The following is a 15,906-nucleotide window of genomic DNA, read 5'->3' on the forward strand; positions in this document are numbered from 1 at the left end:
AAAAAATCGCCTCAAGGGCGATTTTCTTTTTTTATAAACTCAACTGATATACTTCGTCCAGTTCAAGATTAGAACTGATATTGACCTCCAAATCAGTTACAAATCCTGAATTTAGACCGTAAACCCAACCGTGTAAAGTTAAATCCTGTCCGTTTTTCCAGGCGTTTTGTACGATAGATGTTTTAGCCAAGTCAAAAACTTGTTCTTTAGCATTAATTTCAACAAAAGCATTAAAACGTTCTGTTTCATCTTGTATGGAATCCAGATAAATATTATGCATACGGTACACATCTTTAATGTGTCTAATCCAGTTATCAATAATACCTATAGATTGATTTCCCATTGCTGCTTTTACACCACCGCAACCATAATGTCCACAAACAATTACGTGCTTTACTTTTAAAACATTAACCGCATAATCCAAAACACTTAGCATATTCATATCCGAATGAACTACCATATTAGCAATGTTTCTGTGTACAAAAACCTCTCCGGGCTTAGCACCAATTATTTCATTTGCCGGTACACGACTGTCTGAACATCCTATCCATAACAAGGGTGGTGTTTGTCCCTTTGCTAAATCAGCAAAATAATTAGGGTCTTTTTCTAATGATCTTTCTACCCATTCTTTATTATTATCTAATATTTTTTTATAAAAATCAACCATCTTAATTTAATGTTATTGTGTTTAACTTTATTTTTAATTTTTTGTCATATTCTACAAAGGAATACAAACTTATGTTTTTTATAATAGCTTTTTAAAAAACCTCTTTTTTTACCATTACTCGCTTGGCAACATCATAATAATGTTCAATCGTTACATGATTAGGTACTTCGTCAGTGTTCTCTAATTGATACGCCTTTTTAAAGCCTTTCAATTTCACCTTGATGTTATCATCTACAGCTCTTGTTGACTTAAATTCTTTGATTAAATCTAAAATATCATGAGCAATATATACCGTATCATGAGCAGTAATAACCACACTGGAATTTTCAGGAATAGAACTCAACGTACTCTTAATAGCAGCCTTATTCAGAAAAGAAACTTCTTGTGCTAAATCAATGTGAATAATATCTCCATCAGCATATTCATCTTTCTTGAAAGTATACGCTCTTTTTAGATTTCCTTTCAAAACAAAAATAACACTGATAACAATTCCTAGCATTACTCCTTTTAACAAGTCAGTAGCAACAACAGCAATCATAGTTGCTATAAAAGGAACAAACTGATACTTTCCTTTTTCCCAGAAATGTTTAATTGTTGATGGTTTTGCTAATTTGTAACCTACTAAAATTAGAATCGTTGCTAAAGTTGCCAATGGAATTTTATTTAATACCACTGGTATAATCAAAACGCTCAACAACAATAATACTCCATGAATAATAGTTGACATTTTAGACTTAGCTCCTGCATTACTATTGGCAGAAGAACGAACTACTACTGATGTCATTGGTAAACCTCCTAAAAGTGAGCTTACAATATTCCCTATACCTTGTGCTTTTAATTCAACATTGGTATTAGTATATCTTTTTTGTGGATCTAATCTGTCTGATGCCTCAATACACAATAATGTTTCGATAGAAGCAACAATGGCAATTGTAATTCCCACAGTCCAAACTTGCGGATTTGTAAATCCTGCAAAATTAGGTACTACAATAATTGCCTTAAATTCATCTATTGATGTAGGCACTGGTAAGGAAACCAAATGATCTTTAGCAATAGCCAGAGAACTTCCTGTGCTGATGAAAATTTCATTTAAAACAATTCCAAAAATTACGGCAATTAAAGCCCCGGGAACCAATTTGAATTTCTTGAAAAAAGCAACTTTATCCCAAGAAATAAGTATTACCAAAGAAACTAAGGTTACAATTATTGCCCCTAATTGAAAATGATTAAACACTTGAAACAATGACGATAATGTATTATCACCATCAACTTGAGAAAAAGACTGATCCCCCTCGAAATCAGCATCATATCCAAAGGCATGTGGAAGTTGCTTTAGAATAATTATAATTCCAATACCTGCAAGCATCCCTTCGATAACATTCGTTGGAAAATAATTTGATATACTTCCTGCTTTAATAAAACCTAATGCTAGTTGAATTAAACCCGCAATAAAAACTGCCGATAAAAAGATATCAAAAGCACCCAAATCAGTTATTGCCGTTAAAACAATAGCCGTTAATCCAGCAGCTGGTCCGGAAACACTAATATGTGATTGACTCAAATACCCAACTACAATTCCTCCAATAATACCTGAAATAATACCCGAAAACAGCGGTGCACCAGAAGCCATTGCTATACCTAAACACAATGGTAACGCCACCAAGAAAACCACTAAACCAGATGCAAAATCAGATTTAAGGTTGGCAAAAAGATTAATTTTTCTTGTCATAATACTACAATAAATTACATGTAAACCTTGACCATACATAAAATTGCGGTCAAAATCTCTAAAAAGTCTAATTGAATGTATTATGCCCTATCGGGAGGAGGAGTAAATATAGTTCGTGAAACATTATCGTGTTTCGACAAATTTTCAGAAAGGATTAAACTTCTAACAGCAGTTGTTTTTATTTCAAAAGTAGAATTAGAAGCAACAATATAAACTAAATTCTTCACTTCTTTTTTTGCAAGCTCTTCCTCTGACATACTATAAAACATAGAAGTGTCAGTCGACTTTTCTATCAACTTTATAATGGTAGGAGTCGATAAAAAAGCTATGAAAAGAAATAAAAAAAATCGTGCTATTAATTTCATAGCGGTAAAATTAAACTTAAAAAAACAAATTAAATGCAAGTCGTCAGCATTTTTTTTAAAATTTTAACATAATTAGCAAAACAGGAATATCGATAAAAACACCCCTACTACTCTTAATTCTTTACATTTTCAGTCATAACTTAAATTGATTGTTTTTATATTTGCATCAAAATTCTCTATTTATGACAATCACACAACTTAAATATGTATTGGCGGTAGCCGAACACAAGAACTTCACTCTCGCTGCCGAAAAATGTTTTGTAACACAGCCTACATTGAGTATGCAAATTCAAAAAATTGAAGACGAACTTAGTATTCAAATCTTCGACAGAACTAAAAAACCCATTCAATTAACTGATATTGGTCAAAAAATTGTTAACCAAGCCAAAAATATTGTCAACGAAGCCGATAGAATTCAAGACATCGTAGAACAACAAAAAGGGTTTATTGGTGGCGAATTTAGACTTGGTATCATCCCTACTATTATGCCTACTTTGTTGCCGATGTTTTTAAATAATTTCATAAAAAAACATCCTAAAGTAAAACTCATTATCGAAGAGTTAAACACTCAAGAGATTATTGCCAAACTTAACAATGGTCATTTAGATGCTGCAATTGCTGCTACACCATTGATGGAAGAAAAAATCAAGGAAATTGTTTTATACTTCGAGCCATTTGTAGCTTACATTCCTGAAAGCCATCAGAACTTTCAAAAAAAGGAGATTGAAGTATCCGACTTAAATCTTGATGAAATTTTATTACTACAAGACGGACATTGTTTTAGAGATGGAATTTTAAATCTTTGTAAAAACAATACAAGACACGAAGGAAATCATTTTCAAATAGAAAGCGGTAGTTTTGAAACATTAATAAAACTTGCCGATGAAGGCTTAGGAACCACACTTTTACCTTATTTACATACTTTAGATTTAAAAGAATCTGACAAAATTAAATTACGCCATTTTGTAGAACCAAAACCAGCCCGGGAAGTAAGTCTTATTTTTCCAAAAAGTGAATTAAAAATACAGATTATTGAAGCTTTAAGAAGTACTATAGCCGGAGTAATTAAAGGAGCAATTGTTTTTCAAAACGTTCAAATAATAAGCCCTCTTCAAAAAAAATAGAGTCAAGATTTTTTAGTTTCTTGACTCTGTTTTTTAGATTAATTTCTTTCTACTACAAAAAGACACTTTTGCAATTCGGGTTTTTCTTTGGTAAAAAACAAAAGCCAACTTCTAAGATGCTCTATTTCGTGTGGCAATAGATTCCTAACCGCTTTTTTAAGTTCTTTTACAAATAGATCAGGTGCAAAACTAACTCTTTCCAATATTGACTTTGTGTAATCGTATATCATTCTTGGCATATCTAATAGTATTAAAGTTATTCTAAATAAAAGTAGTGTAATATACAAAAAATAAATTTTAACTTACAACTTAAAAACCGTTAAAAAACACATAAATCTGCTCAAATACATTTTTTGAAAAATTTAAAAAAATTTAACTTACAAATTGATATATTTTAACATTTCACTTTTTATAATAGAAAAAATGTTTATTGCATAAAAAAGGAATCTATTTTTAGATTCCTTTTCTTTAGATATTTACAATTAACAATGAAAGTTTTAACTCTGGTTTTTCTATTATAAAAGATGTTAACCACTCTTTTAACTGCTGTAATTCATAAGGCAAGAGTGCTTTTATGGCTTTTTCTAGTTCTTTACAAAAAAGAACAGGATCAAAACTAACTCTTTCTAATATCGATTTGGTATAATCAAACATAATTTTTGACATAATGTATCAATAGTTTAAGGTTAAACATCTTTTTCTCAATGCTTTGTAAAAATACAAATTTTAAAAACACATTTTACACTTTAACGTTATTTTTCAATTATTATTATTTACAGACTTAAAAAATAATGCATTCCTAATTTTTTACTTAAAAGCTCTAAACATTTCTCTTTTTCCCGGAGGACCTTCCAGTTTTTCAACTCTAAATCCTACCTCAATCATACTTCGTTTTACTACTCCCCTGGCTGCATAAGTTACTAAAACTCCGTTTTCTTTTAAAGCGTCATACATTTTTTTAAAAATTTCAGTACTCCATAACTCGGGCTGTACTCTATAACCAAAAGCATCAAAATAAATCAAATCAAATTGTACCACATCATCAATATCTTGAAAAAATTGTTTTCGTTTAGTTAACGAAAAACGATCGCTTAACTCTATTTTTTCACCCCAATTGCTTTGATGCATCTGCTCAAATACAGCCAATTGATGCTGAGCATTTAATTCATCTACATAATTCATAGATAGAATTTCTTCAGCAGCAACCGGATAAGCCTCTACTCCAACATAATTAATGGTTTGTCCCATTGTTTGAGCTTCTAAAAAACTAATAAAAGCATTGAGTCCTGTGCCAAAACCTATTTCTAAAATAGAAAGTGTTTTATCTTTAAATAATGAAAGTCCATTTTTGATAAAAACGTGTTTGGCTTCTTGAATCGCTCCGTGTTTAGAATGATAACTCTCATTCCATTCTTCCAAATGAATCGTTGTAGAACCATCTTGGGTTTGTATAATTTCTCTTTTCAATTTTTCTTAAAATATTTTTATTGAATCCAAATCAATGAGTAACCAAAATTACTCAAAAAACAGCATACAAAACCTTAAAAAACTTTGATTTATTGCATATTTCATAGAAATGATTGTCTTTTTTTTAGTTTTTTTTTGAATATATGAAAATCCTATTCAATAGTAACAATTATTAAAGTTTTAGCAAGTTTTTTGTCCATTTTTATTTAATTTTGCAGAAATCAAAGTTTAGTTCATCATAAAGTGAAATTTTATACTTAAGCTTCATTTATACATTCAAAAAAATAAAAAACATATTATTATGAGTACAACTCAAGCCAACAAAATTGAAATTATAAAAGCACCTAATACAAAAATTAACGAAGTAGATTTTGACAACATAAATTTTGGTTCTGTTTTTACTGATCATTTATTTGAATGTGATTTTAAAAATGGGGAATGGCAAAACCCAACTATCAAGCCTTATGCTCCATTTATGATGGATCCATCATCAAGAGTTTTTCATTATGGACAAGCCATTTTTGAAGGAATGAAAGCCTACAAAGATGACAATGATGCTATCTGGCTTTTTAGACCTGATGAAAATATAAAACGTTTTAATAGTTCGGCTGTTAGAATGGCAATGCCTGAAGTTCCAGAATCATTATTTACTGAAGGGCTTAACCAATTATTAAAATTAGATGAAGCCTGGATTAAAAAAGGCTTAGGAAACACTTTATATATCCGCCCTTTTATGATTGCAACTGGTTTTGGCGTTGTAGCTAATCCATCTGATGAATACAAATTCATGATTATTCTATCTCCTGCAAAAGCTTATTATTCGGGAGAAGTTAAGGTTCTTATTGCAGAGCATTACAGTAGAGCTGCTAATGGTGGTATTGGTGCTGCAAAAACTGCTGGAAATTATGCAGGACAATTCTACCCTACTAGTTTAGCTAACAAAGAAGGTTTCCAACAAATCATCTGGACTGACGATGCAACGCATACTAAGTTAGAAGAAGCAGGAACAATGAATGTATTTTTCAGAATTAATGATACTTTAGTAACTGCTCCTACAAGCGAAAGAATTTTAGATGGAGTTACCAGAAAAAGTCTTATTGATATGGCTAAAAGAGAAGGAATTGCTATTGAAGAACGTCCGGTTCTTGTTTCTGAATTAATTGAAGGAATCAAAGATGGTAGCTTAAAAGAAATATTTGGTGCAGGAACTGCTGCTGTAGTTAGCCCTATAAAAGGATTCTCATACAAAGAAGAATATTTCGAATTGCCTAAAATAGAAGATTCTATAGCATTACAATTGAAAGAAAAATTGACGAACATCCAACACAAATTAGCAGAAGACCCATTTGGTTGGACTGTAAAAATATAATTTTCTCATTTTAAGATAAAGAAAAAGGCGATTTTCAAATTTGAAAATCGCCTTTTTTAGTATTGCTTATTTTGTTAGAAATTACCTAATATTTTTGAAAAATCGGGTTTTAAATAATTAGGACCTTTCATCACTTTTCCATCCTCACGATAAATAGGTTGACCATCTTCTCCTAACTTACTCATGTTGCTTCTTTGAATTTCATCAAAAACAGCTTCAATTTTATTCTGAAGTCCGTGCTCAATGATTGTTCCGCACAAAATATACATCATGTCACCTAAAGCATCAGCAATTTCAACCAAATCATTATTCTTAACTGCTTCCAGATATTCTTCGTTTTCTTCTTTCATTAAATGATAACGAAGTGTTTTTTTTGACTCTCCTAAATCGGCAATAGGATTTTCACTATGTCCTATTCCAAATGCTGTGTGAAATTCTTTAACTGAATTGATTTGCTTTTGCATAATTATTATTGATTAAATGAAATGCAAATTAGCAACTAATCCTAAACATTTGACTATTTTTGCAATAAATTTTTAAAATTATGTTTAGCCAAGGACAATTATTATTTGCACTCTGTTTTATTATTGCTTTTGTTATCATCATGATTATTTCTTATCGAAAAGATATCAAAACACACAAAGTATTTTACAAAGGAAATTATAAAATCTTAATTGGTTTCTTTATTTTCATTGGAATTTTATTCCTGATAAAAATATTTTTCAAACATTAATCAAACAAGTTTTTACTTCAATAATCTCAAATTACATTAAGATTATCCAAAAACACAATCCTCACAAAAACAATCAGTTAATTTTTAAAATTATACTTTTTCACTATTATTTTTCCGTTAATTGACCATAAGCTGCTATTCAGAAATATTCAAGAATTCTTTTCTATTTTGACAATAAAGCATCTCTTTTTATAATTTTTGCGCTCACAGCTTCGAATATTGATAAAATTTCTAACTTTACAACAGAAAATAATCAATTTACTATGAGAATTTTAAAATATATCTTTCTTTTATTTTTACTTAGCTTAGTCGCCTTATCAATATTTGTTGCTACACAAAAAGGAGATTTCCTTGTAGAAAGAAGTAAGATTATTAATTCTCCCCGATCTTCAGTTTATAACTATATCAATGATTACAGAAACTGGAGTGATTTTGGTTCATGGACAACTGAAGATCCAGAAATAAAAATAAAGTACCCTCAAAATACTATTGGCAAAAGCGCTTCTTATTCCTGGGAAGGGAAAGACGGTAGTGGTGAAATGCGTACTATTAGAATCACAGAAAACGATAGTATTGTACAATCCATGGAATTTGAAGGAACCACATCTACTGTTTTTTGGAATTTTAAAGATACTATTGGCGGAACAAAAGTAACCTGGAAAACCAAAGGAAAAATGAGCTTTTTCTTTAAAATTTACTCTGCTATAAATGGTGGTGTAGATAATGTAATTGGGACTATTTACGAAAAAAGTTTAGCCAACTTAGACAAAGCACTAGATTATGAGATAAATACCTTTTCGACTATTAATAATGGGATAGTTCAAAAACCCGTTATGAATTATATTGGGCAGTCTTTCACAAGTGAGTTAGTCAAAATAAATAAGAACTTCAAAATTATTATTCCTAAACTGACTACTTTTTGCAAAAAAAATAATATTGTAATTAGTGGAAAACCCTTTATTATTTACCACACTTATGATACTGCAAAGGGACTTGCTAAAATCACTATTGGTATTGCCATTAGAGATGCTATCTTTTTTAGTTCCGGAAGCGAAATTGTAGCTGGAAAACTAGAAGCTTTTGAAGGTGCTAAAACAACATTAACCGGGGACTATTCGCACCTAAAAACTGCTTATAGCAAAACCGTCGCTTATTTAAATCAAAACAAACTAACTCCAAATCCTGTTTTTTCACATTTAGAAATTTATACTTCAGGTAAAAATGAAATTAAAAACACATCTAAATGGATTACGGAGGTCTATATTCCTATTGTACCAAAAGTAGTTCCTCAAGAAAAAACATACTATCCGGCAGCAGCAGTAGAGAGAAACAATCCTATTGAAGAATCTAAACCAAAAACAGCAGAGGAAGAATCAGAATTTTAAAAAATTTCTTTTCGTCCATTAAACCATATCACAACTTTTACATCTAATTCAACAAAAGACTTTGCTGGACGAAAAGGAATTCATACAACAATTATTAAATCCGAAAACGCAAAACGATGCTTTTCAAAAGTTGTTGCATACCTATCAAAAGCCACTGTACAATCATATTCGAAACATTGTTTTAGATCATGATGATACCGCCGATGTTTTACAAAATACCTTTATCAAAGTTTTTCAAAATCTTAAAAATTTTAAAGGCGAAAGCAAATTATTTTCCTGGATGTACCGTATTGCTACTAATGAAGCGCTGACTTTTTTAAATCAAAAAGCAAAAAAAAGCGGAATTTCATCCGAAACCTTACAAAGCAAAGCAATAGACAATCTTAAAGCTGATGTTTATTTTGACGGAAACGATATTCAAATTGCATTACACAAAGCCATTGTAACACTTCCTAAAAAACAGCAATTAGTATTTAAAATGAAATATTTTGAAGAATTAAAATACGAAGAAATCTCAGAGATTCTTGGTACATCCGTTGGTGCACTAAAAGCCTCTTATCATCATGCAGTAAAAAAAATTGAAGCCCTTTTAACAACAAATTAAACCTTTTACATTTCATTCAGTCTAATAGATATCATGAAAGAATTTAAATTAAATACAATCCCTAAAATTGAATCTGGATTCAAAACTCCCGAAGACCTTTTTTTTGAAAAGTTTTCAGCGAATCTAATAGAACAATTGCCTAAAAACGAACCAAAAACAATTTCGCTATTCCAAAAAAAGAAAGCAATTATTATGATGGTAGCCGCTATTTTTGTGCTAGCTTTACTTATTCCTTCTGTAATTAATAATGCGAGTCGTTCAAGCGAAATAGATCCTGTAACCTTAGAAAATTACTTAAGCTATCAATCGAATGTGAATCAATATGATTTAATAAATGTACTGGACGAAGAGGACATTGACAACATCAGCACCAATACTAATATCGCTTTAGAAGACAAAACTATTGAGGATATTTTAATAAGTAACAACAATTTAGAACATTATATTATAGAATAATATTAAAAAAACGGAAGATGAATTTTAGAAAAATTATACCCTTATTATTACTTTTTACTTGTAGCTTTTATGCCCAAGACAAAGACAATATAAACGATAAAAAAGAACAAATTAGATCCTTAAAAGTAGCTTTTTTAACTACCGAACTCGATCTTAGCTCCCAAGAATCTGAAAAATTCTGGCCCATTTATAATGCTTATGACGATAAACAATTCGAACTAAGACATGAAAAAATGAAAGCCTTCAAAAGTAAATTGAGTGATGACGCACTTAGCAAAATGAACGAAAGAGATGCTTCAATTTTACTTTCGCAAATGGAAGCTAATGATGAAGAATTATTTTTATTGCGAAAAAAATTCAGCAAAAGCTTGAGAACAATTTTTTCAGCAACAAAAATCTTGAAATTAAAAAAAGCCGAAGAAGATTTTAATCGAAAATTACTCCAACAATACGGAGATAGAGGCAGAAAAAACAAATAACACATTAAAAAGATTGGGTAAAGCCGTCACGTTAAAAAAACGCGACGGCTTTTTCCATTATATTATTAGCTGATTTTATGCGTTCTTAAACTGCATATCACAACTACCAAAATCACTTTAAATTAATTGGCACAGTAATTGAATATCTCAAATTATCAATATTAAAAAAACAGTAGCCATGAAAAATAAAATAATATTCTTAAGCATTATAGCTTCTTTTTTTATCACACAAACAGAAGCTCAAAATAAAAGTACAGTAAACGCAATGAGTAACGAAATTAGTGACAATCTCGATTTGAGAGCTGTTGCCTCAATTTTTGGAGACTCAAGAAATCTGGAAGATTTTGAAAGACGTCTGAATGATCCTGAACTTCAAATTTCTAATTTAGACTTAAATAATGATGACGAAGTAGATTACTTGCGTGTAATAGAATCAGTAGAATACAATACGCACGTAGTTATTATCCAAGCTGTTTTAGATCGTGATGTATACCAAGACGTAGCAACTATTGATATCGAAAGAGACAACTACAATAGAGTGCAAGTACAATTTATAGGTAACGAATACATGTATGGTTCTAACTACATCTACGAACCAGTGTATTATTCGACTCCATTAATCTATGCCTCTTTTTGGACTTCTAATTACCGCCCTTATGTTTCAAACTGGTACTGGAATTATTATCCATCTTACTACTATGCCTGGAATCCATATCCTGTATACAGATATAGAAACAACATTAGTTTGTGCTTAAATTTTCATAACAGTTACAATTATGTAAGCTACAGAAGAAGTAATCTGGCCATTTCATTATATAATTCCAGACGTACAAATGCTTATGAAAGACGTTATCCAAATTATGCTTTCTCAAAAAGAAATAGTAATTACTCTAATCGTTACGATTTAGATCAAAGAAGAGGTTCAAGATATTATAGCAATAACAATTCAACAAACAGAAATTCAACTGGTAGACAATATAGCACAACACCTAGAAAAGAAACACAAAGAGACTATTCAGAAAACAGATCGGGTACTTCCAGACCAAACACACCGTCTAGAAACTACAATCCTAATAATGCAACTAACAGTTCAAGAGAAAACAATACACAAAGAACAGAAAGTAAAGCTTACGATCCAAACAATGCTTCTAACTCAAGAGGAAATTCAACTCAAAGAACAGAAACTAGAGCATACGATCCAAACAATGCTTCTAACTCAAGAGGAAATTCAGCTCAAAGAACAGAAAGTAAAGCCTACGATCCAAACAATGCATCCAACTCAAGAGGAAATTCAAATCAAAGAACAGAAAGCAGAGCTTACGATCCAAACAATGCTTCTAACTCAAGAGGAAACACAACTCAAAGAACAGAAAGTAGAGCCTACGATCCAAACAATGCTTCCAACTCAAGAGGAAATTCAACTCAAAGAACAGAAAGTAGAGCCTACGAACAAAACAACGCGGGAAATCCAAGACAAAATCAAACACCACAAAACCCAACAACGAGAACTTATTCTCCTAGACAAGAAAACAACTCACAAGGAGCACAAAACGCCAGAGAAAATAGTCAAAATAGAGGAACAATGTCCGGACCTAGCGCTCCAACACAACGAGCGGAATCTAATAGAAATAGTGACAACAGAGGAGAAAACAACAATTCTTCCAGAAATAACAACCGAAGAATCTAACAAAATCAAAAGCTATTATTAAAAACACGACCAATTGGTCGTGTTTTTTTGTTTTTTAAAAATAATAAGTTTTGAATTGTTTAAAAAAGAGTAAATTTGACGCGTTTACAAAATCATACATGAGCACATCACATAGAAATCTACACAGTAAATTTACATTAGGAGGTTTATTAATTACATTAGGAATTATATACGGTGATATTGGAACTTCTCCATTATATGTAATGAAAGCCATACTAGGAGAGCACGTCATTAATGCCGATGTAGTTTTAGGAGGAATATCAGCAGTTTTTTGGACTTTAACATTACAAACAACAATAAAATACGTCGTTATAACATTAAATGCTGACAACCACGGCGAGGGTGGAATTTTTGCTCTGTATGCTTTAGTAAAAAAAACAAAAATTAGATGGCTCATAGTACCAGCCATTATTGGAGGTAGTGCCTTGTTAGCTGATGGAATTATTACACCTCCCGTTTCGGTATCTTCAGCGGTAGAAGGAATTCGAACGTATTACCCTGAAATAAATACAGTACCTATTGTCATTGGAATTTTATTTATTCTTTTTACCATACAACAATTTGGAACAAAACTAGTTGGGAAATTCTTTGCTCCAATGATGCTTATTTGGTTCAGTATGCTTGGAATATTAGGTATTATTCAAATAGCTAAACATCCTGAAGTTTTTAAAGCCTTCAATCCTTATTATGCTTATCATTTGTTAACGATTCATCCAGATGGTTTTTTTGTTCTTGGATTTGTCTTTTTATGTACTACGGGAGCCGAAGCCTTGTATTCAGACATGGGACATTGTGGAAGAAAAAATATCCGAATCAGTTGGATTTTTGTTAAAGCAACATTAGTACTTAACTATTTTGGACAAGGAGCTTATTTAATTCATAACGAAGGACAAACACTACAAAGTTTAGGTGGAAAAAACGGAAATCCGTTCTACTTAATTATGGATCATTGGTTTCAGCCATTCGGAATTGTTATCGCTACTTTGGCAGCCGTTATTGCTTCTCAGGCATTAATTAGCGGTTCGTTTACTTTAATAAATGAAGCCATGCGATTGAATTTTTGGCCAAAAGCAAAAATAAATTACCCAACCGAAGTACAAGGACAATTGTATATTCCATCTATAAACTGGCTATTATTCTTTGGCTGTGTGGGAATCGTTCTCCATTTTGAAGAATCCAGCAATATGGAACATGCCTATGGTTTAGCCATTATTTTATGTATGATAATGACCACCATTTTACTTAATTTTTATTTGATAATGAAAAGAGTAAAATTGTACTTCATGGTTCCATTAATTACTATTTACCTGTTAATTGAATTAAGCTTTCTAGCAGCCAATATTACCAAATTTGCTGAGGGAGGTTACGTAACCTTAATCATTGCAACTCTTTTAATTTGCGTTATGTCTATTTGGTTTACAGCTAAAAAAATTACCAAGAGCTATACTAAAATTGTAAAAGTTCAAGATTACTTAAAAGTATTAAGCGAACTAAGTGTTGACTTGAGTATTCCTAAATATGCTACACATTTAGTATATATGACAAATGCAGGACGTGTAGATGAAATAGAAGAAAAGGTAATGTATTCTATTTTACAAAAAAGACCAAAAAGAGCCGACATCTATTGGTTTGTACACGTAAACATCCTGACGGAACCTTACAAAACAGAATATAGAGTAACCGAAATTCTTAAAGATGATTTATACCGTGTTGATTTTAATTTAGGTTTTAGAGAGCCTACAAAAATCAACCTGATGTTTAAAGAAGTAATCAAAGACATGGTTAAAAAAGGAGAAGTAGACATTAGAAGCCGTTATGAATCATTAAACAAAAACAACATTATTGGCGACTTTAAATTTGTACTGTCTGAGAAATTTTTATCAAATGACAACGAATTAAAATGGCATGAAAACATTATTATGAACTCGTATTTCTTTATCAAAAAACTGAGTTTATCTGAAGAAAGTGCTTTTGGTTTAGATAGTAGTTCTGTGAAAATAGAAAAATTCCCGATGATACTTCATACCCCTGAAAACATTGACTTAACTCGTCTAGACGCAAGAGAAATACACATTTAATAAATGTAGTATTTATAAAAAGCGACTGAGAATAGTAAAATTACTATTCTCAGTCGCTTTTTCATTTATAGGATAAAAATTTTAAAGATTTTACTTGCTGTTTTTTTTCTTTCAACGTTTTGAAATGAACTATATTTAATTAAATTTGGTGAAATTTCAATCAAAAACCAACTTGAAAAACACATTTAAAATTCTTTTAAAATTAGTCTTATTTCTTTTGGGGTTCATTTTACTGTACGTAATAATAGCCTATTTACTTTCAATAATAACAATTGAAAAAGAAGCTGACGCAAAACCAGAAGTTGAAATTTACATCCTAACAAATGGCGTTCATACCGATATTGTAATGCCTATAACAAGCGATCAAATAGATTGGAGCAAACAAATTCAATTTAAAAACACCATAGCAGCTGATTCAACTTATAAGTATATTGCATTAGGATGGGGAGATAAAGGATTTTATTTAGAAACTCCTGAATGGTCTGACCTAAAAGCTTCGGTTGCATTTAAGGCAATATCAGGATTAAGTACAACCGCTATTCATGCTACTTATTACAAGCAAATGAAATTAGGCAAAGACTGCAAATCAATGCTAATTAGCAAAGAACAATACCAGCGCTTAATTACTTACATTACTGATAGTTTTCAAAAAGATACTGATGGTAATTTTATCCCTATAAAAACTGATGCCAATTATAGTAAAACTGATGCTTTTTATGAAGCAAACGGAAGTTACAGCATAGTAAAGACTTGCAATAGCTGGGCTAACAGTGGTTTGAAAGCTTGTGGTCAAAAATGCTGTTTTTGGACAGCAACTGATTCTGGAATTTTTTCGAAATACAAATAAAATTAATAAATGTAAAAGCAACTAATCAATATATTTTGATAGAATATAAAGTTAGATGATTAGACTCATCTCCCCTATTTATTAAATGTGATATATCTAACATTGTCAAAAATATAAATGTGTACCAATAACTTAAAAGAAATGAGAATAACTAACATACAAAAAAAAGAACTTTCAGATATATTCAAAAAAAACAACCTAAACCTAATTGATTTTGAAACATCTGGAGAATATCAAGAATTCAAAGTTAAATTCAAATATGATTATTTTTCTTTTTCAATAGAAAAGACGAAAGATGATACTTATTTATTATCAATTTTTTCAATAGATCGAAAAAATGCATATAATCTAAATGATACTTGGATAAATACACAAAAAAGATTTGACAATTGGGCGAAACAAGTTTCTACAGAACTGACTTCAACTACAGGATGGGAAACATTTGAAAATACAAATTTTCTAAATACTGAATATGAAGATTTAAACGATGAATTTACAGAAACTGAAAAAATACAAGCCAAAGAAAGCATAAAAGAATTAAAAGTAAAAATTAAGCTTTTAAATCTATCTCAAGAAAAGTTAGAAATAATTGAAAATAAATTAGATATTCTTTCTCTAAAAGTAGATGAGTTAAATAAGTTTGATTGGAAATCATTATTTATCGGAACAATTGCAAGTTTAATTATGACTTTCATAATACCCCAAGAAGCAAGCGGTATGTTTTGGGAATATATAAAAAGTTCATTTAACAATCTAAAAATTAATGGATGAACAATTACTTGTAACAATTGTTTAGGTTGACTGGAGATTTAGTGGAATTATCGTTTTTAATGTATTTTCGTTTTGCCGAAAATACACCCGACCACTCAGATATACGCAAAGGTTAGCGCAGAAT

Annotated in this window: 18 protein-coding genes; 11 read left to right on the forward strand and 7 right to left on the reverse strand. The window is 30.7% G+C overall.

Annotated elements, in window-relative coordinates:
- Nucleotides 1-31: 31 nt before the first annotated feature.
- The 3 genes from can to GTZ96_RS10310 form a co-directional block, all read right to left on the reverse strand.
- On the reverse strand, nucleotides 32-667 hold the full coding sequence (gene can / locus GTZ96_RS10300; RefSeq protein ID WP_161643766.1) for a carbonate dehydratase: 636 nt from the start codon (nucleotides 665-667) through the stop codon (nucleotides 32-34).
- 91 nt (nucleotides 668-758) lie between these two features.
- Nucleotides 759-2,396 carry a SulP family inorganic anion transporter gene (locus GTZ96_RS10305; RefSeq protein ID WP_161643768.1) on the reverse strand — a complete coding sequence of 546 codons (1,638 nt, stop codon included), beginning with the start codon at nucleotides 2,394-2,396 and terminating at the stop codon, nucleotides 759-761.
- Between the two features lie 80 nt (nucleotides 2,397-2,476).
- Nucleotides 2,477-2,761, reverse strand: a complete 285-nt coding sequence (locus GTZ96_RS10310) for a hypothetical protein (protein WP_161643770.1) — start codon at nucleotides 2,759-2,761, stop codon at nucleotides 2,477-2,479.
- A gap of 182 nt (nucleotides 2,762-2,943) precedes the next feature.
- On the opposite strand from GTZ96_RS10310, the gene GTZ96_RS10315 reads away from it, so the two are divergent.
- Complete coding sequence (locus GTZ96_RS10315; protein ID WP_161643772.1) at nucleotides 2,944-3,885, forward strand: LysR substrate-binding domain-containing protein; 942 nt, start codon at nucleotides 2,944-2,946, stop codon at nucleotides 3,883-3,885.
- 38 nt (nucleotides 3,886-3,923) lie between these two features.
- Here the strand turns inward: GTZ96_RS10315 and GTZ96_RS10320 are convergent, their stop codons facing one another.
- The 3 genes from GTZ96_RS10320 to mnmD all read right to left on the reverse strand — a co-directional run bounded on the left by GTZ96_RS10320 (nucleotide 3,924) and on the right by mnmD (nucleotide 5,352).
- A complete protein-coding gene (locus GTZ96_RS10320) occupies nucleotides 3,924-4,124 on the reverse strand; it encodes a hypothetical protein (RefSeq protein WP_181033173.1) in 201 nt (66 codons plus the stop codon).
- Between the two features lie 229 nt (nucleotides 4,125-4,353).
- A complete protein-coding gene (locus GTZ96_RS10325; RefSeq protein ID WP_161643774.1) occupies nucleotides 4,354-4,551 on the reverse strand; it encodes a hypothetical protein in 198 nt (65 codons plus the stop codon).
- Nucleotides 4,552-4,692: 141 nt separating this feature from the next.
- Nucleotides 4,693-5,352 (reverse strand): tRNA (5-methylaminomethyl-2-thiouridine)(34)-methyltransferase MnmD, encoded by a 660-nt coding sequence (gene mnmD / locus GTZ96_RS10330; protein ID WP_161643776.1) that lies wholly within the window; start codon nucleotides 5,350-5,352, stop codon nucleotides 4,693-4,695.
- A 301-nt stretch (nucleotides 5,353-5,653) separates the two neighbouring features.
- Here mnmD and GTZ96_RS10335 point away from each other — a divergent pair, with 301 nt between their 5' ends.
- Nucleotides 5,654-6,721, forward strand: coding sequence for a branched-chain amino acid aminotransferase (locus tag GTZ96_RS10335; RefSeq protein WP_161643778.1), 1,068 nt, complete (start codon nucleotides 5,654-5,656; stop codon nucleotides 6,719-6,721).
- A 74-nt stretch (nucleotides 6,722-6,795) separates the two neighbouring features.
- On the opposite strand, the gene GTZ96_RS10340 is transcribed toward GTZ96_RS10335, so the two are convergent.
- A complete protein-coding gene (locus GTZ96_RS10340; protein WP_161643780.1) occupies nucleotides 6,796-7,185 on the reverse strand; it encodes a pyrophosphohydrolase domain-containing protein in 390 nt (129 codons plus the stop codon).
- An 80-nt stretch (nucleotides 7,186-7,265) separates the two neighbouring features.
- On the opposite strand from GTZ96_RS10340, the gene GTZ96_RS18315 reads away from it, so the two are divergent.
- The 9 genes from GTZ96_RS18315 (at nucleotide 7,266) to GTZ96_RS10380 (ending at nucleotide 15,782) form a co-directional block, all read left to right on the forward strand.
- Nucleotides 7,266-7,454, forward strand: a complete 189-nt coding sequence (locus tag GTZ96_RS18315; RefSeq protein WP_235972954.1) for a hypothetical protein — start codon at nucleotides 7,266-7,268, stop codon at nucleotides 7,452-7,454.
- A 263-nt stretch (nucleotides 7,455-7,717) separates the two neighbouring features.
- Nucleotides 7,718-8,839 (forward strand): SRPBCC family protein, encoded by a 1,122-nt coding sequence (locus GTZ96_RS10345; protein WP_161643782.1) that lies wholly within the window; start codon nucleotides 7,718-7,720, stop codon nucleotides 8,837-8,839.
- A 61-nt stretch (nucleotides 8,840-8,900) separates the two neighbouring features.
- Nucleotides 8,901-9,443 (forward strand): RNA polymerase sigma factor, encoded by a 543-nt coding sequence (locus tag GTZ96_RS10350; RefSeq protein WP_161643784.1) that lies wholly within the window; start codon nucleotides 8,901-8,903, stop codon nucleotides 9,441-9,443.
- 33 nt (nucleotides 9,444-9,476) lie between these two features.
- The gene (locus tag GTZ96_RS10355; protein ID WP_161643786.1) at nucleotides 9,477-9,899 is read left to right on the forward strand and encodes a hypothetical protein; all 423 of its coding nucleotides are present in this window, start codon (nucleotides 9,477-9,479) and stop codon (nucleotides 9,897-9,899) included.
- 17 nt (nucleotides 9,900-9,916) lie between these two features.
- Nucleotides 9,917-10,378: a sensor of ECF-type sigma factor gene (locus GTZ96_RS10360; protein ID WP_161643788.1), complete on the forward strand. Its 462-nt coding sequence runs from the start codon at nucleotides 9,917-9,919 to the stop codon at nucleotides 10,376-10,378.
- Nucleotides 10,379-10,556: 178 nt separating this feature from the next.
- The gene (locus GTZ96_RS10365) at nucleotides 10,557-12,065 is read left to right on the forward strand and encodes a hypothetical protein (protein WP_161643790.1); all 1,509 of its coding nucleotides are present in this window, start codon (nucleotides 10,557-10,559) and stop codon (nucleotides 12,063-12,065) included.
- 119 nt (nucleotides 12,066-12,184) lie between these two features.
- Nucleotides 12,185-14,164 carry a KUP/HAK/KT family potassium transporter gene (locus GTZ96_RS10370; protein ID WP_161643792.1) on the forward strand — a complete coding sequence of 660 codons (1,980 nt, stop codon included), beginning with the start codon at nucleotides 12,185-12,187 and terminating at the stop codon, nucleotides 14,162-14,164.
- Nucleotides 14,165-14,336: 172 nt separating this feature from the next.
- Entirely contained in the window at nucleotides 14,337-15,011 is a 675-nt protein-coding gene (locus tag GTZ96_RS10375) for a TIGR02117 family protein (RefSeq protein ID WP_161643794.1), read from the forward strand.
- A gap of 141 nt (nucleotides 15,012-15,152) precedes the next feature.
- The gene (locus tag GTZ96_RS10380; protein WP_161643796.1) at nucleotides 15,153-15,782 is read left to right on the forward strand and encodes a hypothetical protein; all 630 of its coding nucleotides are present in this window, start codon (nucleotides 15,153-15,155) and stop codon (nucleotides 15,780-15,782) included.
- Nucleotides 15,783-15,906: the final 124 nt, after the last annotated feature.

Source organism: Flavobacterium undicola, from assembly GCF_009909155.2.
In the GTDB taxonomy this organism is placed as follows: domain Bacteria; phylum Bacteroidota; class Bacteroidia; order Flavobacteriales; family Flavobacteriaceae; genus Flavobacterium; species Flavobacterium undicola.